A 25324-nucleotide genomic window follows, 5' to 3' on the forward strand; every position below is an offset into this window, starting at 1 on the left:
TGCATTTTATTACGTTTCAAACGTTTCGACAACAACTAATTATACTAATAACTAGCATCTTCTTTGAAAAAAGAGGATGCTTTTTTTGTTGAGGAAAGGAACTTTGAAATGACAATTGGCACAAAAGAAGATTATTTAGAGAAATTTAAATATGTATTAATGACAAACTATATAGGAAGCTCATCCACTTCACTTGATTTGATGTTGGAAGCCTTCGAAAGAGAAATTGCTAATATCACAGATATGCGTGAACAGGATAAAACTATGTATACACTTAATTTACAAAAAGCATTTAAACAAATTAAAAGCGAGATTTCAGGAGTTACAGAGGATTAAATAAGAAAAACTGGGCAAATGCCCGGTCCTTTAAATTTAAAACCTTTTTCTAGCGTTTTCAGTAGGCTTTGGACGGACTTGTTACTATATTGATTCTTTAGATAGGTTGGTCACGAAGACATTGCCACACGAGGTGGCGCTCTTAGCCTTTGTTCCTTTTCCCGAAATGGAAATCACTAGCATTATTCTTTCTTTAAAGTACCTTGGACCAAAAAAGCGAACCGATTTTATATTGCATCGGTTCGCTTTTTTTATAGATCTTGATAATCTCTTTGATATTTACCGCCGTCTTTTACTTCTGAATGATATAAAGCCTTTAAAGCAAAGCTTTTCTCTAAATCATGCTCCTTCATAACCTCTTTTAAACGCTTGCTTAACTCCGGGCTATATTTCACTAGCTCTTCCATTTTAGATTTTGAATATTGCATGTTTTGTACCCTCTTTCTTCGTTGTTTTAGTCTACCTAGTATAGCACTGATGCAGGTGGTTTCACCGTAATTTGCTATAATTAAGTTCAGAGGTGAGAACATGCACAAAACCATTGGAATTCTTGCACATGTAGATGCTGGAAAAACTACTTTTTCGGAGCAGCTGCTATACCATACAAATACAATTAGAAAGAGGACGAGTTGACCACCAAGACTCGTTTCTTGATAGTCATACTATAGAGAAAAATAGAGGAATTACTATCTTTGCCGATCAAGGAATCTTTTCCTACAATAATTCTACGTATTATATTATCGATACTCCTGGGCATGTCGACTTTTCTCCAGAAATGGAACGGGCAATTCAAGTGATGGACTATGCCATCATTATTATCAGCGCGGTAGATGGGATAGAAGGACATACAGAAACTGTTTGGCAATTACTACGAAAACACAAAGTACCGACCTTTTTCTTTATCAATAAAACCGATTATGAAGGTACTGATCCAACAAGCATTCTTGCTGAAATACGTGCCACCTTATCGGAGGATGTATGCGATATTACTAATACTTTCGATGAAGAACTAATTGAATTTATTGCGGAGCGCGATGAAGCCCTATTAGAAACATATATGGACAGCGGATTTGATAAGGACTTATGGACACAAGTGCTTCAGCGCATGATAAAGGAAAATAAAATCTTCGCATGTGCTAGTGGATCAGCATTGAAGGATATAGGAATCGTAGAATTTCTAGACAAGCTAGATTTATTAACCACAACCTCCTATAAAGCGGATGAAGTATTTGCTGCGCAGGTTTATAAGATTCGACACGATGAAAGTGGAAACCGCGTTACCTTTTTGAAATTAGTCAACGGAACATTAAGAGTCCGCGATAGTGTAACCTACAACGACCAAACCGAAAAGATAACACAAATCCGCTTGTACAGCGGCATTAGGTTTAAAACCGTAGATCAGGCTTTAGCAGGTGAGCTTGTTGCTGTGACGGGATTAACGAGTGCCTCCATTGGGGATGGAATCGGCGCTATTTCCCAGAAAACTGAGTTCGATATGATTCCCACATTAAAATCTAAGGTTCTATTTGATGCTTCTGTCCATGTAAAGGAAGTATTGCGTTGCTTTAAATTATTAGATGCAGAAGATCCCTCATTACGTGTATTTTGGGATGAGTATTTTCAAGAAATACATGTTCATGTAATGGGAGTTATCCAGTTAGAAGTACTCGAGCAAATCGTTTTGGAGCGTTTTGGTTTTCACGTATCTTTTGGAGAGCCTAAAATTCTTTATAAAGAAACTATTGATAACTCCGTTCGTGGATATGGGCATTTTGAACCTTTAAGACATTACGCAGAAGTTCATTTATTAATCGAGCCTGCCCAGAGGAATAGTGGAATTACATTTGCAAATATGTGCCACGCGAATGATTTGTCAATTGGCAATCAAAACCTAGTTAGACACCACCTTTTCGAAAGAGATCATCACGGTTTACTAACAGGTTCTGCCTTAACTGATGTGAAAATTACTTTGCTCACAGGTCGCGGACATAATGAACATACACATGGCGGTGATTTTCGAGAAGCAACGTATCGTGCACTTCGTCAAGGGTTAGAAAAAGCAGAAAATATCCTTCTAGAGCCATTTTACGATTTTACGATTAAAGTAAATATGGACTTAATAGGTCGAGTATTATCCGATATTCAACAAGCAGCAGGAACCTTCGAACCTCCGGAAAATATTGGATATAAAGTTCTCATAAAAGGAAGAGTACCCGTGGCAACCTTTATGAATTACAGCACAACTTTTGCCTCCTTTACGCATGGCAAGGGTTCTCTTAGCTTAGTTTTTGGAGGATACGATCGTTGTCATAATACTGAGGAGATTATCGTAACACTTGGTTATAATAAGGAAGCAGATCCTGAATATACGTCTACATCTATTTTTTGCGCTAAAGGAAAAGGATATCCCGTCTATTGGGATGAGGCGGAAGCAGCTATGCACTGCCTATAACTTAAGGAGGAATAGTTCATGATTGCTACGATTCAAAAAGAAAACGGTAACTATATCGCACGATACGAAAGACAATTCCAGCATTCTGTAGAAACAGTATGGGCCATGCTAACGAATAATACGAAGCTCAAACAATGGTTTGATGAGCTGCATATAGTAAATCTCCGTAAAGGTGGAATTATTAAGTTCGATATGCAAGATGGAACTTTTATCGATATGAAAATCCTTGATTATGAACCATTGAAAACTTTAGCATTTGAATGGGACGCAGATATCGCTAGATTTGAATTATCCTCTTTATCAAATGGCTGCAAATTAGTATTTATAGAAACAATTTCTACTATAACGGATCATACTCCCAAAGATTTAGCTGGATGGCATCTTTGTTTAGATGCTATAAAAGCATTGCTAGATGGAGATTCCATTAAGCGCGAAGATGAATGGAAAGTCTGGTTCGAGAAATACAAAGAGCTTCTAGATAATTTGTAATATAGAAGCCTTTTTTAGCTGAAGTGGTCGGTTGCAAGAATACCAAAAGCACTCCACTGTAATTAGCGGAGTGCTTTACTTAATCTAATCGGAAAATTAAAAAACGTTCATTATTATTTTCTTCATATAATCTCGGAAGGCGAATCTCCTCCCATAATTCAAATACTGTATGAATTTCGAGAAAGTGACTATATTCCGAGGTCGGATAATAGAGAATGACATCCACTGAACGAGGATGGTCTTCCACGGATCGAAGGATATTATCTATAACTTTTTTAAAAATCTGTAGCGAAAATGGATTAAAAAAATAGAATCGATTATCTTCTTTTTCTATATCGTATCCCTCTGCAAATATATGTTCAAACTGAATGGAAGCTCTTGAGCTTTTGGCACGCTCCATATATCTAGCTAGATTCTCCATAGCCTCTTGATAGAGCTGACCATTCATTTCTACTCCAACTGCTGAGGCGTGCAAGTGGTGATAAACGTAAAATGGGAATCTCCCCTTGCCACATCCAAAATCCACAAAACGATCAGTTGATCTCCATTCGTATTCGTCAAAAAGAATCTCCAACGCTGAATATGGTGTCGCTTCATATCGATTATAGTGAGACGATTGATGCTGCCACTCTCTTACACCTTCCGTCTTAATACGTAATAACTTGTCATGATCTTGTTCTTTCACTCGTTACCTCCTAACTCACTCTACTCCAAACACATGCTGTTGCACCCACGCATTTGTTTTTCCTATCTCACTCTCAACATCTTTTAAAAAGTTAACCGTGTAGGGCTCACCTTTCAAAACTGCTGTCGATAAAAAGCTAGGATTCTCTAGAGTCACTACTTGTTCACCATTAACATTTTTCTTTAAAATTTCTATTTTAGCAATCCCGCCAATATTAGTATACTCGTCTTTTTGACCCGAGAAAAAGTTTCCTAACGAATAAAACACATGTGTCCGATGACCACTTTCTGACAAGATCAGTTCATAGGGTTGGATAACATGAGGGTGATGACCGAATATAATATCTGCACCTGCTTCTGCAATCGACTGAGCAAGCTGTTTCTGCGTATCATTTGCCTCTAGGTTATATTCCGCCCCCCAATGGATGCTAACAACAACAAAGTCTACCTTTGCTTTTAACTCCTTTATTTCCTCTACAATTCGAGTCTCATCTATCCGATTTACTAAATAGTCCTTCCCTTCCGGAGTTTCATGCCCATTTGTTCCATACGTATAACCAAGAATTCCAAGTGATATATTATCCACTTCGAATATCCGGTCTGCGTGTTGGTCCTCTACTGATTTATAGGCCCCAACATATGGCATTTCTACCTTCTCCATCTGTTGAATTGCTTCTAGTAGACCATCTTCACCTTGGTCGAGTGTATGATTATTAGCTATTGATAAAACGTCTACACCAATATCCTTTAAATCTCCAATAATATGTGGAGGACTAGAAAAGTTCGGGTAACCAGATAATCCAAATGCTCCACCTGCCGGTAAGGATTCCTGATTTGCTATTAACAAATCGACGGATTTTAATTCTTCCTGCACAGGAGAAAAAGAAGGAACAAAACTCATATAATTGTAAAGCGGTAAATGTAGTAATACGTCACCAATCATCGCAATCTCTATTTTTTCTTCCTCGTAATCCATATAAAATGTCGAAAATTGTTTCCCGTGGAACTCTTTATTAAATTGAATAGGTTCCTCTATTTGTAGATTAAAATATAGCAATACTGAAATAACAACGACTAAAAAAGCAGTTAAAGCTTTGATAAATACCACCTCCACTCCAATCATGTACTTCGATCACGTTACTTATACAAAATAATCTTTATATATACTTATAAGGATAATAGCTGCTATCTATTCTCAGCCCTTTCATAGTATACAAGACAGCAAACATTTCTTATATACAATTATGTTGATGAAACCTAGCAAAGTAAGGTAAAAATGACCTTAGAAAATAGTAAATGGTACAAGTGGCTACCTAGATAGAGGCCGCTCTTTACGAGTAAGAAAGAAAGGTGTTTTAAGTGATGCTCAAAAATCGAGCAACAAGGTAGGAGTTGTGCTCCCTGTGTATAACCAAGAAAGGGAGTATTTGTTTGAATGTGGCTATGTCTCCAAAGTATGTCTGCAAGTATAGATCATAGAAGAAAAAATGGGGAAATTGTTGTAATAGATATGGGTTCGACCGATTCGACATTAAGTGAAATATACTCTATGCACGTTTCTCGAATAATTCCCATTCATATAAGCACAAGACATAAAGCTGAAACTCTAAATATTGGCTTGGAATATGTTCTTGGTGAATACGTATTAGAATTAGATGGAGATGATTGGATTGATCCATCCTCGCTAGAGAATATGGTAAGTGAAGGGTTTTCCTATAAGGACAAATATGAGAAGTTTCAAACGCATTGCCCACGATTGTATCGTTATTCAGCACTCAAAGAATTGGATGGGTGGATGTCGACAATTCAAGGAGAGCCTCTTCAGCAAATGATTTTGCCATGTTCCTACGTCTAGCCGAGCACTTCCAGTTTCACTGGATAGACAAAGACTTATATCATCCACGTCGACATAGCACAAATATTACAATACAAGAAAAGGAAATATTAAAAAACCAATTCCGTGTGATTGTTTAAGAAACACTGCTCCGCTGGGGGAATGTCTATGAGCCAACTTTTGAATTAATAGACGGAACAATAACGAAAATCAAATTAGTTCCTAATGGAAAAGAGAGTACGAATAAGTGAATGTAGCCAAAAAAGAAAAGCATTCACTAAGGATGCTTTTCTTTTTTAGATTGTGACCGTTGATTCAGTAAAAAGACATACAAAAATGCGCCCGCTCCTAGTAATCGTAATCCTGAGCTAATATACATAGACACATTCATACCGATAAGATCCAAAGACCAGATCCCAATCTGAGGTGCAACGAAGGCGACGAAGGCAAGGAGCACATTATACGTTGTAATACAGTACGTACGGTACCTTTCAGGTGATTGCTCCAACAACAAGTTAAATAATAATAGAACAGTACCAGATAAGAAAAATCCTGAAGTTGTTTGAATTAGGGTTAAATAGTATAGGTTTGTCGATAGAACTGTTAAAAATGGAGTTGTTGCCATTCCAATTGCTGCCCATATAAAGACTTGCATATTAGAATACTTATCCGCCCATTTCTTCCATAATGGGAACGTTAGAAACTGCATAAGCATGCTCCCAACGGAAAACATACTAATCCAGAAGATTGTTGCACCTGCTATTCGGATGTTATAAATATTGAACAAGCCCCAAGCCATTTGCCAACCAAAGTTAAATAAAAGAGCAGCTGCCAAAAACCAAACATAGCTAGAAATTTTAAAAATGCCCCAATCCATCGATTTCTTTTTTATTTGCTCATCTGATGTTTCAACAACGTCTTCTTCTTGTTTTAATATGAAAAACACTTCTAGTAAACCGAAACCAAACGCTAATGCAAACAGAATTTGATAGGCAATAATACTCTCGGTGGCATCTTTCATTAATACACCAATTATTAGTGTTGATATAAGTCCAACCAACGTTAATAGGCGATTACGATCACTAAAAAATTGACCTCTTCTCGATTCATCAATCATTCCACTTATCAATGTTTGCCACCCTACATTGGCTATCGTGTTCGGAATACTGATAAAAGCAATAATCACTAGGAAAGCCCATGATTGAAACGAATCAGAAGGTAAATAGACAACAAGTACAATGAGCAAAAACATTAATCTTGCCAGTAAAACAGACATCGCCACTAGCTTCTTTTGTGTGCTTGCTCGATTAAGTAAGATTGCTGCTGGTATTGTCATTAACAATGCCATTAAAGGAGGTAAAGAGCTAATTAATCCTACTTGATAATTAGTGGCGCCTAATATAGTTATAGCAAAAACAGCAAAAAAATTATTGGAAAAGTTAAGTGCTATAGTAGATGCCATTCCATGGTAAATACTAATCTTTTCATTATACGGTCTCAAGTTCTGTCAGCCCAATCAATTTTTAATAGTGGATATGCTAGAATTATATACTTGCTTTGACAGAAAACAAGTACTTCGAGACACAAAATTTATGGAGGTTTTTAGGGAGTGGGATAAGTTACCGATTCAGTAAATGATGACTGTGGAGCTATAGATATATTGTTAAATTATATGATTAGTTAACCCCAAAAACGAGGTTGCTTAGAAAAAGCACCTCGTAACTAAATACTTATATTATTTAACTAATAATCCACCTTGTTTTAAGTAAGTTTGGATACCTTCTGCAGCACGATAAGAAAGTGCTCCTAGCGTACCTAATGTTTAACTAATTGACGATCTTGCTCGGTATAGTCGTATGTCATACGAAGTAACGGCATACCGTAAGCATCTTCTTTATATTCAGGGTCTAGGTCAAGATAGTTCCCAATTGCTAATAATGTTGTTCCATCTGGTACAGCTAGCTGGGGAGCAGAGTTTAAAAGCGAATTTATTCGTTGGGCAAACAGCTTCTTAAAAATTGTTTCTAATTTACCTTTAATTCTAATAAATGCGTTCTTTCAAAATAGTTGAATAACGTCTAATACTTGTTTTCTTAGTGACAATAAGCAGACTTTTATTTACAATTGGTTCTTAAAGAGTATAATGTGTAGATGATGTAAAAGAACATTTACTGGGTATAATGGATTGCAGAAGGGTACTGCATAATAGACAAACAAGCTTCACTTTATTTGAGAAAATGGGGTGGTATCGAAGATGAATCAAGAACAACAACTGACGCTTGTTGAACATTTAACAGAACTTAGAAAAAGACTAATAATTGTCGCATCGACTTTCATTCTCTCCCTTGCTTTAGGATTTTGGTTGGCTCCAAAAACACTCACTTTCTTAAAACAACAACCTACTGCTATGAATGTTGAATGGAATGTTTTCGGTTATACAGATGGTTTAATGATTTATGTAAAATGTGCGTTAATACTAGCCATATTAATAACTTTGCCAATTGCTCTCCATCAGATTTGGTTATTTGTAAGACCTGGTCTTAACGCAAATGAAGCAAAGGGTACAGGCTATTTTATTCCAGTGTCATTTTTCTTATTTTTAGTAGGGATTAGCTTTAGTTATTACATACTATTCCCCCTTATGCTAAATTTCATGTCTAACATCAACGATTCTATCGGGGCGTTAGAGACTTATGGGATGAAACAATATTTCACTTTTATGTTTAACCTAGTGATTCCCGTAGGTATTGTATTTGAATTACCCGTTATTATACTGTTCCTAACCAAATTGGGTATAATAACTCCAGATCGACTAAGAAAAATGAGAAAAGTCTCCTATTTTGTACTTGTAGTAGTTGGTGTCTCCATTACCCCACCAGACTTTATCTCTGACTTTATTATTGTCATTCCGTTATTATTGCTATTTGAAATTAGTATTCTTGTGTCTAGTTGGTCTTATAAAAAACAACTTGCAAAACAAGCACTTGAGGACCAGATTTTAGAGCAATAAATTTAATGCACACTTGCCACTGAATTTATATACTATCACCTAGAGGAGGAACTTCCATGCCTAACATTGGAGTACCAGGATTAATCATCATTTTAATAATCGCTTTAATCGTATTCGGACCATCTAAATTACCTCAATTAGGTAAAGCGGTTGGACAAACGTTAAGAGAATTCAAAAACTCAACAAAAGATATCGTCGATGATGTTACTGAAGAGTTTAAATTAGATGACAAAGAAGCTGACACTAAAAAGAAAGCATAATAAGAAAAACGTGCTAAAAGATGCCCGGTCCTTTATATTCAAAACCTGTTCTATCCTTTTCAAAGGGCTTTGGGCAGACATGTGGCTATATTATTACCGAGTGAATTTTTAAAGAGGCTGGTCGTGACGGACGTCACGACCAGCCTCTTCTTTTTCGGTAATTTTATAGCATTTGTCTGTCCGTCACCCTTCTCTAACTTTTAGAAACAGGTAAGTGCTTTTTTAGATAACTAGAGAAAAAATACTTTCCTATTCTTCAAGAAAAACGTATGCGCTTGACAGGTGTCGGACTATTATAAAAAACCAACTATTCTATTCGGATAGTTGGTTTTTTGGTTTATTAAACTCTATTTGAAATAGGCTTTGCTGTTGGTTTTCCAAAATAATACCCTTGAAATAGCTTATATCCAATTTCTTTCAGCCATTCAAAGTCTTCTCGCTCTTCTATTCCTTCTGCTAAAGGAATAGACCCAACTTCTACTGCCTTTTCTAAAAACTTTTGGGCAACAGCTTGTTTCTTCACATCATTTGAAACTCCTTGGACATACTTCATATCTAGCTTCATATAATTCGGTTTTATATCTGCAAGCATTTCCATCGTGCTATAGCCTTCACCTACATCATCGAGTGCGTATTCAAACCCTTTTTTCTTATAAAATGTAAGGATTCTTTTTAAATGCTCGATATCTTCTACTTTTTCCGTTTCTACCACTTCAAATACTAGTTGGACAGGATTTATACCTAGTTCCTCTGCTAAGGCAGTAGTAGATTTCAAACAAAATTCAGGTGAATAAATAGATGTAGGTATGAAATTGATAAATGCTTTCTTTTCTTTAATGACTGCTGCATGTTTCACCGCGGTCATTCTACACGCTCTATCCAAAGCGTAAAGCCTTCCTCTTGCTTTAGCAGCGGAAAATATTTCATTTGGATACATCATGGAACCATCTTCTTTTGAAAATCTAGCTAAAAGTTCATAAGCAAAGACCTGTTCCTCTACATTTACAATTGGTTGATAATGACAAACCATTAATTGTTTTTTAATGACTTCATCAATCCATTGAACATCTAATATTTCTTTTATTTTTACGATAGGCTCCCATGGCTGGTTAGAAATCCTAAATAAGACTTGAGAAGTATCCATATGATCTTGACAGAAGTCTATAAAGTCTCTAACATCAGACTCTTTAACAGTAAATATGTTCTCTTTTGCATCTACTAATATGTTCCGGCGTTTTAAATGCTTCAAGACACTGTCTATCAGGGCGATGTTGGAATCTCCATCTACTTTAAACTCAAATTTCAACTCTTTTACTCGGCAATTATTACACTCCAAATTCTTTCGCTCCTTTTGTAGTTTAGTATCAATGAAGTAAAAAAATCCCCTGTTCGGCACTTTGCTTAACAAGGGATGGAATTACTATAAATTTTTGAAAAATACTCGTATTACATCCGCTCCACCTATAAAGGTTCCAAGCGATCCAAACAAATTAGTTAATACAACTACGAGTAATACTCTAGTTACTTTGTTTCTCCAAAACCCTTTTATGGTAAAGACATCTTCTGATAACCTTTCAAAATCGGCTATCGTTGGCCGCTTAATATACGCTTGGACAAGTCCTGAAAACCAACCTGATGCTAAAATAGGATGAAGTGCTGTAACTGGTGCCGTGATAAATGCTGCTAGAATTGCTAATGGGTGTCCTAATGCTACTGCTGCTCCAACTGCCGCCATTGAACCAGTCCACAGAATCCAGCTTAGTGCCTGGTCAAAACCTGCTGAAGGATTCGCGATGAATGTAAACACGATTAATGCCACAATTAGAATCGGAATAGCCCAACCAATTATTTTAGGAACAACTGACTTTGGTGGTAAAGCTGATAGTTCAGCTAAATCCTGCTCCTTATGAATTTCCTTTGTAATACCAGGTACATGGGCAGCGCCTAATACCGCTACAACTTTCTCTCCTGGTGCTTCCTTAATTTTTTGAGCCAAATACTGATCACGTTCATCGATTAATGGTGTTTTTAGCTTTGGAAAGGATTCCGTAAACTCAGCTAATACAGCATTTAACGTATCCTTAGATTTCATATTCTCCATTTCTTCTTCCGATATAGTATCCTTACTGAAAATACTAAAGAAAACGGAAGTAAGTAATTGTGATTTCCCAGTCCATCCAAGATTATGCCATATACGTGAAAAAGTAGTTTGGATATTACGATCTGCTAATACAAGCTCTGCCCCATTCTCTTTCGCACTTGCTATACCTTGAATCATTTCCTGACCTGGCTTAATATCAAACTGTTTAGCCATCCGATTTTGGAAAGAAGAAATTGCCAGATTCATTAATAATAGTGTAGCTTTCTTATCCTTAATAACCTTAAAGATATCCGTCTGCTTCCACTTATTATTATCTATAATAGATTGGTATCTTTGCTCATCCAATTCAATACAAACAGAATCTGGTTGTTCTCTATCGATTACTTCCTTTACCTGTTCCGCACTCTGTCTTGATACATGTGCCGTTCCGATTAATATAATTTCTTTATCATTTACATATAAACGTGTAATATTTTCCTCGGACATAAACTACTTCCTTCGACTAATGTATTATCTCTTAGTAATACCATTAAGAGATTCTCTATCTCTCATAATGAAGTAGATTATCATAAATTTCAACGATGATTCCATTTTATTTATAATTTTTTTGAAAAAACTTTATTTGTTTAGCGAAGTTCTCCTCACTAAGCCCGAGAAAAACGTTTCTTTGCATAAACGTAAGTTACTGCCAGCGCCAAAACTAATACTGTTCCTTTAATAATATCAAATGCATAATAAGGTAAATTTAAAATGGTTAGACCGTTCAATAAAATTCCAATTACTGCTGCTCCAAAAAAAGTTCCCAGTGCATTAGGCTTCCCAATTCCTAGTACGGAATAGCCAACAAAAACTGCAGCAACCGCCTCCATTAAAAGTGGAGTGCCGGCATCAATTTGACCTGAACCCACCCTTGCTGTGAATAATACTCCCGCCAACGAAGCAAAAATGCCCGAAATGATGTAAGCGATGAACTTCACTTTACGTGTGTTCACTCCGGACAATGTTGCAGCTTCCTCATTTCCACCCGTCATATATAATATGCGACCCCAGCGTGTATGATTGAGAACAATATAAGCTACTACCACGAGTATTAACATAATCCATACAGGTACAGGTAAACCAAGCAATCTACCTTGGCCGATCCAAAGAAATGCCTCTGAGAATTTCCCTGGAGCAGTTCCACCCGAAGTAAGTGGCATATTATTGTAGATTGAGTATCCTTCTGTATATGTCCGATGAAAGCCCGCAACAATATACATCGTACTTAAAGTTGCTAGTAAATCAGGAATACCTATAATTACAATTAGGAAACTATTAACTAATCCCACTAATACTCCAACTAGAATGGGTACAATTAATACAAGCCATAAAGGCATCTCATACCAAACCATTAGAGATGCGGTCACAACAGTTGATAGCGACATAGTAGATCCTACACTTAAGTCAAAACCTCCTACTACAAGAGTGAAGGTTACACCCAATGCTAATAGAGTAACGATAGAAATAGAGCGTAGAATATCTGTAAAATTTGCATATGTAAAAAAGGCTTCACTTATTGAACTAAAATAAATAATAATACTAATAAGTAAAGCGATAGCTCCAAACTTAAATAGAAAATTAGTACCGCTTTCTTTCAACTTATTTTTCTTTACCACCGCTTGCATAAAGCAAAATCCTTTCCTGGGTCGCTTCTTTCCGTGATAATTCCTTCACGATTTGACCATCATACATAACTAAAATACGATCAGAAATTCCTAGAACTTCATGAATTTCACTTGAAAAGTAAAGACACCCTTTCCCTTTTTCAGCAAATTCACGAACCATCCTATAAATATCTGTTTTTGCACCAATGTCTACGCCTTTTGTTGGCTCGTCGAACAAATAAAGAGCCGAATCCAGCGATGTCCATTTGCCTATAGCAACTTTTTGCTGATTTCCTCCACTCAAATAAACAAGCGGCGTCTCTGTACTACTTGTTTTAATTTGTAATCGTTCAATAATCTCTTTCGCAAAGGACTTTTCTTTCCTTTTATTCATAAATAAGAAACGAGAAAAGTTTTGTAAATTAGGGAAAGATGCATTGGTTTGCAATGCTTCGTGAACAAATAGCCCTTCTTTTCTTCTTTCTTCTGGAATAAGAGCCATGCCTGCTTTTATCGCATCTTTTGGATGCTTTATCTTCAAGGTGTTTCCTAAGATTTCAATAATTCCTTCTGTATGTGGAGAATATCCGAATAACGTTTTAGCTAACTCTGTTTTTCCAGCCCCTACAAGCCCGACAATACCAACAATTTCTCCTTCAGACACTTGAAAAGAAATATTCCTTACTTTTTCTCCATTCGAAACATCTTTAACACGTAGTAATGTATTTCCTAATGCATGTGTACGAACTGGAAAATCTTTGCTATAAGAAGTTCCTAGCATAGCTTCAATAATCTCTTCTTGGTTAGTCTCGGAAGTATTATAGGTCCCTACTAACATACCTTCGCCCATAACAGTTATCCGATCGCAGATTTCAAATACTTCTGGTAGTCGATGAGATATGAATATACACCCTACTCCATTTGCTTTTAGTTTTTTAATAACTGAAAATAATTTTGTAGATTCATGAAGAGATAGAGGTGCCGTTGGTTCATCGAAGATAATAACCTTTGCAGAACTTACAAGCGCACGGGCTATCAATACCAACTGCTTTTCTGCTAGAGAAAGCATAAACGCTGGTTTTTCTACCGGAATATCCTCGGCTTGTAACTGCTTCAAGGTATTCCGTGCTTCGCTATTTAGTTTCTTTTTGGAGATAAACGTATTAGTTCCAGCAACAATCGAATCCAACATTATATTTTCTGCAACCGAGAGCTCCGAAACGATAGCGGTATCTACCTCTTGATATACACAATAAATTCCAAGATCCTTCGCGACTTTAGGGGAACGTATACGTATTTTTTCTCCTTCTAACAAAATTTCTCCCATATCTTGCTCGTACACACCCGAGAGTACTTTCATAAGCGTACTTTTTCCTGCACCATTTACACCAAGTAAGGCATGTACTTCACCTTTTTTAAGATCAAATCCAGCATTTTTCAAGGCATTTACTTTTCCAAATGATTTATCTATAGCCTTCATGGAAAGAAAAGGATTCAGCATCGATTGCTCCTTTCTTAGAAAAAGCTGTCCCATTAAACAGGACAGCTTAAATTCTTTTAAGTTATCTGTTTTCTTCTAATCCTTTTAATTCATCTGTGTAACCTTGATCACTTGCTCCCCAACCTTCAATATAGTCACTTAGTTCACCAGTCGTTACTGTTTCTTCCGGCAATTTAGATGCTTCTACAAAGACTGGTTCTAAAACGACCTTTTCTTCTACATTACCTCCGTTAATTTTTTGATATAAATAACGAACTTGAATACGACCGATATCCTTAGGATCTACTGCTGCCGATGCAACCCATGGACTATTGTCGTTTTGAATCATCTGTAAATCTTCATCACTCATATCGATACTATATACCTTAATATCCGTACGTCCTGCTTGTTCTATTGCTCGAACTGCACCTTTTGCAAACTCGTCCCAAGCAGCCCAAACAGCTGTAATTTCACCTTCATTAGGATATTGCTTTAATACCGCCTCCATTTGTGACTGAGTATCTAAAGCTGTATTTTGTGTTGCTGCACCGAATGTCGCGATTTCTTTAATCCCTGGATTCTCTCCTAGAAAATTCTCATATGCTACTTGTCGTCTTTCCATCGGTGCAAAACCTGCTACCCATATTTTCACGATATTGGCTTCACCATTTGAATCTTCCGCTAGTTTCTTTAACGTCATTTGAGCCATTTTTTCATCGCCTTGTTCTAAAGAAGTTACTCCTTCAACTTCTACTCCAGCATCAAATGCGACAACCGGAATTCCCTTTGCAACTGCATTCTCTACTCCTTGGTTTAGTGCTTCTTTTGTACCATGATCTATTAAAATACCGTCAACTCCTTGATTCACCGCGGCATCCAAATTGGAAGCCATTTTAGATAAATCCCCTTCAGAAGTAAACACTGTTACTGTTCCACCAAATTTCTCTACTTGCTCTTTTACACCTTCAATATATTGAGCTGAAAATGTCCCTAAATTTTGTTGCATAACTAATGCAATTTTCTTACCAGCTAGCGGATTTTCTGCAGCCTCTGTATCATTGTTAGAGCTAGATGACGTAGTTGCTTCCCCATTAGCTTTTGGCTGACATGCAGCTAATAAAACCCCTATAATTAAAATCGTGAATATCAACCAATACTTATTTGTTTTCATAGTCCTTCTCCTTTTTCAATTGAATTTAGTAATTCAGCTGAAATATTTTCAATATAATCTGGATAAATAATTCCTTTTTCCGTAATAATGGCAGTGATATATTTGGCTGGTGTCACATCAAAAGCAGGGTTAAATACTTTTGTATTTGATGGAGCAATAGCCTTGTCGTTAATATTAATAATCTCCTCTGCTTTTCTTTCTTCTATTGGAATTTCTGCTCCAGTATTTATGGATAAATCGAATGTGGAGGATGGTGCAGCCACATAAAATGGAATTCCATAAACGGAAGCAAGAATAGCTAAGTTCAGAGTTCCTATTTTGTTTGCTGTGTCTCCATTTTTTGCTATCCGATCTGCTCCAACAATAATTGCTTCTATTCCTTTTGCAACTATTGTGTGTGCAGCCATACTATCGGTGATAAGCGTCACATCGACACCTGATTGCTGTAGCTCCCACACTGTCAGCCTGCCGCCTTGAAAGATAGGTCTAGTTTCACAGGCGAATACTTCAAACTCTTTACCACGTTCCTTTCCTAGATGAAACGGAGCTAAAGCAGTACCGTACTTTGCAGTAGCAATAGAACCCGCATTGCAAATGGTCATTACCCTGGTTTTATCTTTAAGTAAAGAAAGTGAAAATTCGCCAATATTCCGACAGGACTCCTCGTCTTCCTTATGGATTCTCCTTGCTTCTTCGATTAGTACTTGTTTTGCAATTTGAACATTATCAATATGACTTGCTACGCTTAACAACCGGTTGAGTGCCCAAACCAAGTTGACAGCAGTTGGTCGAGATTCACCCAAGTATGTTGCATCTTTTTTTAGTATCTCTAGAAAATCTATCATCGAATTTGTGTTGTAGCTTTGTGCCTCTCTAGCTAATCCATACGCTGCCGTAATCCCAATGGCAGGTGCACCACGAACTTTCAGGGTAATAATTGCCTCATAAACGTCTTTAAGTGCTTCTAATTCTATATAGACAACTTCATGCGGAAGTTTCTGTTGATCTAAGATTATTAACCTCTTACCGTCCCACTTAATCGATAATGGAATACTCATTTTTGAATTTCTCCTAGCAACTCAATTAATGCATCTATTGAATCAATTTCCTGACGACTCACTATTAATCTTTCTCCTGCTTTAAGAGTTTGTTTTTTTAGTAAAATTCGTTGCTCTTTGTTTTCAATACTATCTAGGTCTTTTACATGTGCCAGTCCAATTGTTCTACGAATGAGCTCACAGCCTGCAAATCCAATTGAATCATGGAATATTTTCTCTAACAAAAATGCATCATATCCCTCTACGTCATTAAACAAGTCGAATTCACTTCGTTTTAAATACTCCGAAAATTTAGAGGAGAAAGTAATCCATGTGTTATGAATATGATCATGTATGACCTCACGTTTTTCGCCTTCTCTGGTAATCGATTGGACTATTAAATTTGCCAAAAACAAGCCTATATCAAATCCAATAGGACCGTAAAAAGCAAACTCTGGATCGATTACTTTAGTCTCTTCTTCACTAGCAAATATACTTCCCGTATGAAGATCTCCATGCAGTAAAGCTTCTGCTTCTGTCAAAAAGCTTCTTTTTAGCTTTGCCACTTCCAGTTTCAATAAATTATTATTCCAGATGGCTTCGACTTCTGACTGTAATCCAGGTTCAAAGTCATTTGTTTGATGATCAAAAAATGGATCCGTAAAGATTAAGTCTTCTGTGATCTTACATAGCTCTGGATTAGAAAATTCTACAACAAGTGCCTTTTTTTCAAAGGGGTGAAGTGCAAAGTCAGAAGTATGAAAAAGTGTTAAAGCTAGATATTCCCCAATATCAGTTGATAATTTAGGGTAGGACTCACCTTTTATCAATCCTTCTCGTGCTATTTTAAGATGAGACAAGTCTTCCATGACCGTGATTGCTAAATTTTCATCTGTTGCATAAACTTTTGGAACTAATCCAACTGCGTATTCTCCATGTTTTTGTAAGGCACTCGCTTCAATCTTTGCCCTTTTCAAAGTAAGCGGCCAACTCTCCCCGACTACTTTTGCATAGGGTAAGGCCTGTTTGATAATAACGCCTTTCCCACTTGCTTGATCTGTTATATGGAATACATAGTTTAGATTTCCATCACCAATCTCTTCGCAAACTAATTGAGCTTCGTTCGAGAATAATGATAATTCTTTTGCAAGTGAAATTGCCGTTTCTTTAGTTAATGATTCATATTGTTTCGTCGCTACTACCGCCATTACTATCTCCCTCTCATTTACAAAATAAAAAACCTCTTTCCAAAAGAAAGAGGCCAAGAATAAGAGATTCTGAACCTCTTATCTCTCAGAAAGTAAACTTTCTGATGGAATTAGCACCGTGCCTTACGGAATTTAACATTCCGGCGCATAAAGCGCCCCGTCTCACAACGGTATTACGGTCGGTTGCTGGGCGTCATCGGGCCATTATCCCTCTGCCTGCTCTTGATAAGAGTGCGGTACAACTATGATGTTTGTTTAGAATCCTAGCATATTAGAAAAAGCTATGTCAACAGTATTTTGAATAAATATAATTATTAAATTTCTTGTTGACAGAATTTTTAATGCATGGAATAATCAATATAATTTACTAAATACAAACTGAATATTTTTTCTTATTTAGAGCAGGTGGAGGGACAAGCCCTACGATACCCGGCAACCGATTCAATTGTGAACACGGTGCTAATTCTTGCAGCCAATGGGCTGAGAAATAAGAAGTTGTTAAACTATTAACCTCTTCTTATTTGAAGAGGTTTTTTTATATTAGGAGTGAAAAAATGAGCGGAATTACGGCGCACTATCAACTATACGGAAAATCTGGTTCTTTTGAAAAAAAAGCGGAAGATATTGCACTTGGATTGACTATTGGTTCTTGGACTAATTTAGCTTTGTTAGAACAGGAACAGCTACAAAAGCATAAAGGATATGTAAAATCCATTACTGAGTTTAAGGATATCCTGCATCCCATTCATCCAGAAAAAATTAAAGGAGAAATTAAAATACTCTATCCTGCAGCAAATTTTTCAACTGATATCCCAGCAATTTTAACAACTGTCTTTGGTAAACTATCCCTTGACGGTGAAGTAAAGTTATTAGATTTAGAATTCGACACGAATATATTGTCCCATTTTCCCGGTCCCCGCTTCGGCATTCAAGGTATTCGAGAAAAATTAGGAGTATATGAACGCCCGCTAATCATGAGTATATTCAAAGGAGTCATTGGAAGAGATATCGAATATTTGGCAGAACAACTTAAACAGCAAGCACTTGGTGGAGTTGATCTTGTAAAAGACGATGAAATTCTATTTGAAAATCCACTTACTTCTTTTGAAACGCGTATTACTACTGGTCGAGAAGTATTGAGGCAGGTGTATGAAGAAACCGGACATCGTACTCTATATGCAGTAAATTTGACGGGTCGTACATTCGAATTAAAAGATAAGGCCAAAAAAGCCCGGGAACTTGGAGCAGATGCACTCCTATTTAATGTTCACACTTACGGATTAGACGTTCTTCAGGAGCTAGCGGAAGACGAGGAAATCCAATTGCCACTCATGGCACACCCGGCTTATAGTGGAGCATTCACGTCCTCAGCATATTATGGGGTTTCAACATCACTAGTTCTTGGAAAACTTACTCGTTATGCAGGAGCAGACTTTTCATTGTTCCCTTCTCCTTATGGTAGCGTTGCACTTGAAAAGTCTATAGCTCTTTCTTTAGGTGATGAGCTAACAAAAATCAGTAAGGTTAAACAATGCTTTCCAGTCCCATCTGCAGGCATTCACCCCGGTCTCGTACCACTATTAATGGATGACTATGGAATTGATAGCATTATTAATGCAGGGGGTGGTGTACATGGGCATCCCGCAGGTGCAACTGGAGGTGGTATAGCTTTTAGGCAGGCCGTATCAGCTGTTTTGGAAGGGATTCCGTTAGAACAGGCAGCGAAACAACATAGCGAACTAAAAACAGCACTTGAATTATGGGGGTGATCATATGAGTAAACTTGTAGTTTTTTGTGACTTTGATGGAACCATTACCAATCAGGATAATATTATGGCAATCATGAAAAAATTTGCTCCACCAGAATGGAATCAAATTAAAGATGATATTTTAGGTCAACGAATTTCCATACGAGATGGTGTAGCAAAAATGTTCTCTCTCCTACCTATTGAGTCAAAAGCAGAAATTATTTCTTTTGTACGTCAACAGGCTATCATCCGTGATGGGTTTAGTGAATTTGTATCCTTTACAAAAAATCATGACATCCCTCTTTACATCGTAAGTGGCGGGATAGACTTTTTCGTCCATAACTTACTAGAGCCATTCGGACCATTTGCAGGAGTTTATTGTAACGAATCCAATTTTTCTAAAGAAACAATTCACATCGAGTTCCCGCATAGCTGTGACGAACAATGTACGAGCCAAGGCTGTGGTTGCTGTAAACCCTCTATTATTCGTACACTTCTTGACCAAGATGCTGCGAGCGTTGTAATAGGCGATTCTATTACCGATCTAGAAGCAGCAAAGTTGGGTGATATCATTATTGCAAGGGATTTTTTAATCGAAAAATGCGAGGAACTAAACATTCCATATGAGCCTTTTGAAAATTTCCACGATGTGATAAAGATTATTGACGCTAAGTTAGGTGTGAAATTATGACTTTACAAGATAAATGGGAAGAACTAGCGGACATAAAAGATGAACTAGCCGCAAGAGATTGGTTTATGGGAACTAGCGGAAACCTTGCTATTAAGGTACATGATAATCCTATGGAATTTTTAGTAACAGCAAGCGGAAAAGATAAAAAAAAGAGGACATTGGAAGACTTTCTACTTGTTGATGCTGATGGAAACCCAGTGGAAAGTACTCATTTAACACCATCTGCCGAAACATTACTACACTGCGCAATATATCGTGAAACAAATGCAGGTTGTAGCCTTCACATCCATACAGTTGCAAATAACGTTATCTCCGAATTATATGGAGATGAAGGTACAGTTGATTTTCAAGGTATTGAACTCATTAAAGCTTTTGGAATGTGGGAAGAAGATGCAATACTCTCTATACCAATTATTCCAAACTACGCTCATATTCCAAAACTTGTAGAAGCTTTTGCACCTTATATTTCTGCTGACAAGGGAGCTATCCTTATTCGGAACCATGGTATAACAGTTTGGGGAAAAGATGGGTTCGAAGCAAAAAAACTGCTTGAGGCTTGTGAGTTTTTATTTCAATATCAATTAGCATTACATCAAATACACTCAAAATAGAAAGGAAGATTTTTGATGGCTATTATTAAAATCCAAGAAACAAGTGAAACAATTGAAGCACAAAACGAGGTAGCAGCATTTTTAGAAAGTCAGGAAGTAATTTATGAACATTGGGATATTGACAAGTTACCAGAAAACCTTCGTGAAAAATTTGACTTAAGCGACGAAGAAAAGCAAGAGATTCTACAAGCTTTCCAAGTGGAAATAGACGATATCTCTACTCGTCGTGGCTATCAAGCAGCCGATATTATTTCTCTATCTGATTCAAACCCTAATTTAGATGAACTGTTAAAAAATTTCGAACGCAAGCACCTTCATACGGACGATGAAGTTCGTTATATTGTAAGTGGCCATGGTGTCTTCATAATACAAGGCAAGGACGAACGCTACTTTGAAGTTCATCTTTCACCCGGTGACTTAATCTCCGTTCCTGAGAATATCACACATTACTTCACATTATCAGAGGACCGTAAAGTTGTTGCTGTTCGCATATTTGTAACAACAGAGGGCTGGGTTCCAGTTTATCAAGAGGAGGCAGTAGAACAATAATTGGTACTCCCACTTACGCTATTTCTTCTAAAAACTAAGTAAAACCAGGTAAAAGACGCTAAATCTAAGATCAAAATATGTTCCTATCGTTTTCAGTGGCTTTGAATAAATTTTCTGCATTCATTACCTAACAAAAGAGGCTTGGCATGACTAACGTCATGCCAAGCCTCTTTTGTTAGGTAATCTTATAGCGTTTGTCTGCCTGTTGCCCTCCTAAAAATTTTAGAAACCGATTCTAAATACTTTTGAGAAGAAGAGAAGAAACTCTTTCCTACACATAGAAGAAGCGCCAGAAGATACAATTTCTGACGCACCTCTCCTTCGCTATTGAATAAACACTTACTTCTTTGTATTTCCATTACTATATTAATGTTGAGTACTACTCACTTAATTGATTGCAGTGGAACGCGTCCGCCTGAAACCGAAATCAGTAGTATTATTGGATAAATTCTTTTTCAATGTCTATTCGGTAGATTCCTTTAATATCTCGTAATCTACATCCATTTGCTTCAAAAATACGTCTCATGTGCTTATTACTTGTATCTGTGCTCCCCACATACAACTTCGCACCTAATGTTTTCAAGAGTTCTAATGAAATAGCATGAAATTTCGTTCCGTACCCCTTACATCGTTGTTCAGGCACAACCCCAAAATAAAACATTCTTCCCTCATCAGTAGTATCCTGTTCAATATGAGGAATACTAATTCCATAATTCATACTATCTTGAGAAAAGATAAAGCACTGGTCTCGCCAATTAGCACCTAATTCACGTTCAAGTGACTCCATTATTTGCCTGATAGAAAACAATTTATTTTTGTTAGCTGAACCACTCCTACATAAATCGTACAATGTAGCAAAATCCGAATCAGTAACTCGGCTATCAGAAAGAGCTTCTACTTGGAATGTATTCGACGCTATATAAGACCCATCTAATACCTTTGTGTACTCCACAATAGAAGACACTTTCTTAAACCGACGCTTTAAAAGCCAGTCCTCATTCTCTTCATCCATCAGAAGTGATAGATATGCCACTCTTTGTTCTTTCCACTCTGTTAATAATTTATCAAATGCAACTAAGTATTCTATGTTTGGAATATGAGATACTTTTAGCTGATCCACAAGCCAGTATTCTTGATCTTTTTTAATCAGATTGAAAAGGTTCACCTATCGATTCCTCCAAGCTGTTGTTAGCTTAATGTGCGTTTTAAGAAAGCTTTTGTTCGTTCTTCCCTTGGATTGTTGAAGATTTGTTCAGGAGGACCTTCTTCGGCAATTACTCCTTTATCCATAAAAACAACCCGATCAGCAACTTCTTTAGCGAACTCCATCTCATGTGTAACTATTAACATAGTAAGTCCCGTACCTGCTAACTCTTTCATCACTTTCAGCACCTCTCCAACCATTTCTGGATCAAGTGCCGAGGTTGGTTCATCAAATAACATGACATCCGGTTCCATAGAAAGTGCTCTCGCTATCGCAACACGTTGCTTTTGTCCACCTGATAATTGCTTTGGTTTGGCATTTACATAATGATCCATACCGACTACTTTTAAGTATTTTAACGCAATTTTTTCGGCATCTTCTTTAGAGCGTTTTAACACTTTTACTTGACCGACCATACAGTTATTCAACACATTATGGTTGTTGAATAAGTTAAATTGTTGGAAAACCATTCCTAGCTTTGTTCGGTAGGCATGGATATCATGTTTTTCATCTAAAATATTCTCTCCGTTATAAATGATTTGCCCGCCACTGGGCTTTTCTAACAAGTTTATACAACGAAGTAAAGTGGACTTCCCTGATCCAGAGGAACCAATGATGCAAACAACTTCTCCCTTGTTCACCGAAAAATCTATATCTCTTAGAACCTCATGATTTCCGAAGGATTTACTTAAATGTTGAACTTCGATGACATTTTCCATAGATTTTTCCTCCTTCGTTTAATCTAAATTAGTATTATTTTTGGTTAACATAAGTTGTGGTGGTGGCTGCCCAATCATGCTGTAGTTTTCAGGTCCATCTAATTTTCTTTCTATATAACGTAATATTAATGTTACAGTAAACGTCATAACGAAATACAAAATACATGCTATAAAGAACGGTTCAAAGTACTTAAAGCTTATACCTGCAACTGTTTTCGCTTGAAAATATAGTTCCGTGACACCGATCACGTTTAATACCGATGTATCTTTAATATTTATGATAAATTGATTGCCTGTTGCTGGCAAAATATTTCGGATTACTTGAGGTAAAACAACACTCCACATTGTTTGAACGTGATTCATACCAATTGCTTGTGCAGCCTCGAATTGTCCTTTATCAATCGAAATGACACCACCCCGCACAATTTCTGCCATATAAGCTCCCGTGTTAATCGAAACGATGAATATCGCTGCCATTGTGCGGTCCATATCTATTCCAAAGGCTAGCGCAGACCCATAGAATATCACCATTGCTTGTACAATCATTGGTGTTCCTCTGAAAAATTCAATATATACAGAAAGTATCAGATTAACTATTTTTAATACAATACGTTTTAGTTTTCTTTCAGGCGTAGGAATTGTACGAATAACCCCTGCCAGTAAACCAATAACTGCTCCAATAATCGTCCCAATTATGGAGATTAATAGTGTCATTCCTGCTCCACGAAGGAACATCGGCCAGTTACTTGTAATCATCGAAATAATATATTCTATGCTCATACATTTCCCTCCTTCCAAATAAAAACCGACTGCAAAAAGATGCAGCCGGTATCACTTCATCCTTATTCTGCCGCTGGTTGGTTATTAATAGCAGCATCCATTATTTCTTGTCGCTCTTCTTCAGAAATTTCCGCTAAAATTTTGTTGATTGCCTCAGTTAAATCACTATCTTTTTTCAAACCTACAGCCACTGCTGTATCCTCTTCTTTTGCTTTAAATCCTTCCGTAAATTCAACCATTGCGAAGTTTTTATTTGCAGAAGAAGCACTAATCCCTTCTGGGCGCTCAGATACATAGCCATCAATAACTCCAGATTCCAAAGCTACACGCATTGCGGAGAAATTATCAGAGGCTGGTTGTTTTTTCACATCTTTAATTTGATCGATTACACCATAATGTGAAGTATTCAGCTGACCCGTAATTTTAGCACCACTAAAATCTTGAATAGAAGTAGCCCCTTCAAAAGGACCACCTTTTTTTACAACCATAACAAAGTTGGATGTATAATAGTTTTCTGAAAAGTCGATTGTTTCTTTACGCTCTTTTGTAGGAGACATTCCCGCTATAATTGCATCAATTTTATCTGATTGTAATGATGGTACAAGTCCATCCCATTCTGTTTTGACGATCACTAGCTCTTTTCCTAAACCATCTGCAATGCGTTTAGCAATTTCTACATCATATCCACCGGCATATTCTGCGTTTCCAGCAATCTTCACTCCACCATTGGAATCATCTAGCTGTGTCCAGTTAAAAGGTGCATAACCAGCTTCTAAACCTACTGTAAATGTATCTGCTGCTCCTTTAGAATCATCCGATGAAGATCCTGAAGTTTCTGTAGTGTCTGTTCCACAAGCTGCTATTAACAATAATAAGCTTGCGAATATCGTTAAAAGTACTAATCTCTTTTTCATTCTAATTACTCCCTTTTTTAATAATGTATGTTCGTTCCTATAAAAAAAGACAACTTGTACAAAAAAAGACCTGAGATGAACTCAGGTCGCAATATGTATAGTTGCCCTAAATCCTCTACTTTTCCCTAAATGAGATAGCACACCATTATAAACTGGGATGTTTATAGTGGACAGTCCTGCAATTATTAACTGCAGACCCAGCAAGTAATACCGAGCAATATTACAAACTTCGGCGACATTTCCTTCTCCCTAGTATCATAGCTTCTCAAACTCCACTAAGGACTGTTAAATATCGCGCCTCTACCTCACTATACTAAGTGAGGTCGTATTCAATTATGTTTCATAGTTTACAATACACGTATAATCCTGTCAACTGCTTCAGAATTATTATTTAGCTAAGTAT

At 36.9% G+C, this 25324-nt stretch carries 24 protein-coding genes, 1 pseudogene and 3 riboswitches; of the genes and pseudogenes, 10 read left to right on the plus strand and 15 right to left on the minus strand.

Annotated elements, in window-relative coordinates; all coding sequences use genetic code 11:
* Nucleotides 1-108 precede the first annotated feature (108 nt).
* Nucleotides 109-336: a hypothetical protein gene (locus KD050_RS10430; RefSeq protein ID WP_211896063.1), complete on the plus strand. Its 228-nt coding sequence runs from the start codon at nucleotides 109-111 to the stop codon at nucleotides 334-336.
* Nucleotides 337-587: 251 nt separating this feature from the next.
* Here the strand turns inward: KD050_RS10430 and KD050_RS10435 are convergent, their stop codons facing one another.
* A complete protein-coding gene (locus tag KD050_RS10435) occupies nucleotides 588-764 on the minus strand; it encodes a hypothetical protein (protein ID WP_090567581.1) in 177 nt (58 codons plus the stop codon).
* A 100-nt stretch (nucleotides 765-864) separates the two neighbouring features.
* Here KD050_RS10435 and KD050_RS10440 point away from each other — a divergent pair.
* Nucleotides 865-2788, plus strand: a pseudogene (locus tag KD050_RS10440) (GTP-binding protein).
* 18 nt (nucleotides 2789-2806) lie between these two features.
* The gene (locus tag KD050_RS10445; RefSeq protein WP_211896064.1) at nucleotides 2807-3277 is read left to right on the plus strand and encodes an SRPBCC family protein; all 471 of its coding nucleotides are present in this window, start codon (nucleotides 2807-2809) and stop codon (nucleotides 3275-3277) included.
* Between the two features lie 79 nt (nucleotides 3278-3356).
* Here KD050_RS10445 and KD050_RS10450 read toward each other — a convergent pair whose 3' ends face one another.
* Together KD050_RS10450 and KD050_RS10455 are read right to left on the minus strand one after the other, a co-directional pair.
* The gene (locus tag KD050_RS10450) at nucleotides 3357-3962 is read right to left on the minus strand and encodes a class I SAM-dependent methyltransferase (RefSeq protein WP_211896065.1); all 606 of its coding nucleotides are present in this window, start codon (nucleotides 3960-3962) and stop codon (nucleotides 3357-3359) included.
* A gap of 15 nt (nucleotides 3963-3977) precedes the next feature.
* A complete protein-coding gene (locus KD050_RS10455; RefSeq protein ID WP_211896066.1) occupies nucleotides 3978-5069 on the minus strand; it encodes a CapA family protein in 1092 nt (363 codons plus the stop codon).
* A 327-nt stretch (nucleotides 5070-5396) separates the two neighbouring features.
* Between KD050_RS10455 and KD050_RS10460 the strand changes: the two genes are divergently transcribed.
* Entirely contained in the window at nucleotides 5397-5816 is a 420-nt protein-coding gene (locus tag KD050_RS10460) for a glycosyltransferase family 2 protein (RefSeq protein ID WP_211896067.1), read from the plus strand.
* 256 nt (nucleotides 5817-6072) lie between these two features.
* On the opposite strand, the gene KD050_RS10465 is transcribed toward KD050_RS10460, so the two are convergent.
* Nucleotides 6073-7296, minus strand: coding sequence for an MFS transporter (locus tag KD050_RS10465; protein ID WP_211896068.1), 1224 nt, complete (start codon nucleotides 7294-7296; stop codon nucleotides 6073-6075).
* 753 nt (nucleotides 7297-8049) lie between these two features.
* Here KD050_RS10465 and tatC point away from each other — a divergent pair.
* Complete coding sequence (tatC, locus tag KD050_RS10470; protein WP_211896069.1) at nucleotides 8050-8805, plus strand: twin-arginine translocase subunit TatC; 756 nt, start codon at nucleotides 8050-8052, stop codon at nucleotides 8803-8805.
* Nucleotides 8806-8861: 56 nt separating this feature from the next.
* Nucleotides 8862-9065, plus strand: coding sequence for a twin-arginine translocase TatA/TatE family subunit (gene tatA, locus KD050_RS10475; RefSeq protein ID WP_211896070.1), 204 nt, complete (start codon nucleotides 8862-8864; stop codon nucleotides 9063-9065).
* Between the two features lie 340 nt (nucleotides 9066-9405).
* On the opposite strand, the gene KD050_RS10480 is transcribed toward tatA, so the two are convergent.
* The 7 genes from KD050_RS10480 to mtnK form a co-directional block, all read right to left on the minus strand.
* Nucleotides 9406-10401 carry an EAL domain-containing protein gene (locus KD050_RS10480; protein ID WP_211896071.1) on the minus strand — a complete coding sequence of 332 codons (996 nt, stop codon included), beginning with the start codon at nucleotides 10399-10401 and terminating at the stop codon, nucleotides 9406-9408.
* A gap of 84 nt (nucleotides 10402-10485) precedes the next feature.
* Entirely contained in the window at nucleotides 10486-11652 is a 1167-nt protein-coding gene (locus tag KD050_RS10485; RefSeq protein ID WP_211896072.1) for a TraB/GumN family protein, read from the minus strand.
* 158 nt (nucleotides 11653-11810) lie between these two features.
* Nucleotides 11811-12830, minus strand: a complete 1020-nt coding sequence (locus tag KD050_RS10490; protein ID WP_211896073.1) for an ABC transporter permease — start codon at nucleotides 12828-12830, stop codon at nucleotides 11811-11813.
* On the minus strand, nucleotides 12805-14310 hold the full coding sequence (locus tag KD050_RS10495) for a sugar ABC transporter ATP-binding protein (RefSeq protein ID WP_211896074.1): 1506 nt from the start codon (nucleotides 14308-14310) through the stop codon (nucleotides 12805-12807). The genes KD050_RS10490 and KD050_RS10495 overlap by 26 nt, the downstream gene beginning before the upstream one ends.
* Nucleotides 14311-14371: 61 nt before the next feature.
* Nucleotides 14372-15460 (minus strand): sugar ABC transporter substrate-binding protein, encoded by a 1089-nt coding sequence (locus tag KD050_RS10500; protein WP_211896075.1) that lies wholly within the window; start codon nucleotides 15458-15460, stop codon nucleotides 14372-14374.
* Entirely contained in the window at nucleotides 15457-16518 is a 1062-nt protein-coding gene (gene mtnA, locus KD050_RS10505) for an S-methyl-5-thioribose-1-phosphate isomerase (RefSeq protein WP_211896076.1), read from the minus strand. Before mtnA ends, KD050_RS10500 begins: the two co-directional genes overlap by 4 nt.
* Nucleotides 16515-17705, minus strand: a complete 1191-nt coding sequence (gene mtnK / locus KD050_RS10510; RefSeq protein ID WP_211896077.1) for an S-methyl-5-thioribose kinase — start codon at nucleotides 17703-17705, stop codon at nucleotides 16515-16517. Before mtnK ends, mtnA begins: the two co-directional genes overlap by 4 nt.
* 75 nt (nucleotides 17706-17780) lie before the next feature.
* Nucleotides 17781-17937: riboswitch (SAM riboswitch) on the minus strand.
* A gap of 157 nt (nucleotides 17938-18094) precedes the next feature.
* A riboswitch (SAM riboswitch) is annotated at nucleotides 18095-18199 on the plus strand.
* A 60-nt stretch (nucleotides 18200-18259) separates the two neighbouring features.
* On the opposite strand from mtnK, the gene mtnW reads away from it, so the two are divergent.
* From mtnW to KD050_RS10530, 4 genes are read left to right on the plus strand one after another with little or no spacing between them, the layout of a single operon-like run.
* On the plus strand, nucleotides 18260-19474 hold the full coding sequence (gene mtnW / locus KD050_RS10515; protein ID WP_211896078.1) for a 2,3-diketo-5-methylthiopentyl-1-phosphate enolase: 1215 nt from the start codon (nucleotides 18260-18262) through the stop codon (nucleotides 19472-19474).
* Between the two features lie 4 nt (nucleotides 19475-19478).
* On the plus strand, nucleotides 19479-20144 hold the full coding sequence (locus tag KD050_RS10520; RefSeq protein WP_211896079.1) for a 2-hydroxy-3-keto-5-methylthiopentenyl-1-phosphate phosphatase: 666 nt from the start codon (nucleotides 19479-19481) through the stop codon (nucleotides 20142-20144).
* Entirely contained in the window at nucleotides 20141-20755 is a 615-nt protein-coding gene (locus tag KD050_RS10525; RefSeq protein WP_211896080.1) for a methylthioribulose 1-phosphate dehydratase, read from the plus strand. Before KD050_RS10520 ends, KD050_RS10525 begins: the two co-directional genes overlap by 4 nt.
* A gap of 15 nt (nucleotides 20756-20770) precedes the next feature.
* Nucleotides 20771-21304: a 1,2-dihydroxy-3-keto-5-methylthiopentene dioxygenase gene (locus KD050_RS10530; protein ID WP_211896081.1), complete on the plus strand. Its 534-nt coding sequence runs from the start codon at nucleotides 20771-20773 to the stop codon at nucleotides 21302-21304.
* Between the two features lie 436 nt (nucleotides 21305-21740).
* On the opposite strand, the gene KD050_RS10535 is transcribed toward KD050_RS10530, so the two are convergent.
* The 4 genes from KD050_RS10535 to KD050_RS10550 form a co-directional block, all read right to left on the minus strand.
* Nucleotides 21741-22469, minus strand: a complete 729-nt coding sequence (locus tag KD050_RS10535; RefSeq protein WP_211896082.1) for a hypothetical protein — start codon at nucleotides 22467-22469, stop codon at nucleotides 21741-21743.
* A gap of 23 nt (nucleotides 22470-22492) precedes the next feature.
* Nucleotides 22493-23227, minus strand: coding sequence for an amino acid ABC transporter ATP-binding protein (locus tag KD050_RS10540; protein WP_211896083.1), 735 nt, complete (start codon nucleotides 23225-23227; stop codon nucleotides 22493-22495).
* 18 nt (nucleotides 23228-23245) lie between these two features.
* Nucleotides 23246-24007 (minus strand): amino acid ABC transporter permease, encoded by a 762-nt coding sequence (locus KD050_RS10545; protein WP_211896084.1) that lies wholly within the window; start codon nucleotides 24005-24007, stop codon nucleotides 23246-23248.
* A 62-nt stretch (nucleotides 24008-24069) separates the two neighbouring features.
* On the minus strand, nucleotides 24070-24921 hold the full coding sequence (locus tag KD050_RS10550; protein ID WP_211896085.1) for a transporter substrate-binding domain-containing protein: 852 nt from the start codon (nucleotides 24919-24921) through the stop codon (nucleotides 24070-24072).
* Nucleotides 24922-25048: 127 nt separating this feature from the next.
* Nucleotides 25049-25232, minus strand: a riboswitch (Lysine riboswitch).
* Nucleotides 25233-25324: the final 92 nt, after the last annotated feature.

It is taken from the genome of Psychrobacillus sp. INOP01 (assembly GCF_018140925.1).
Taxonomy (GTDB): domain Bacteria; phylum Bacillota; class Bacilli; order Bacillales_A; family Planococcaceae; genus Psychrobacillus.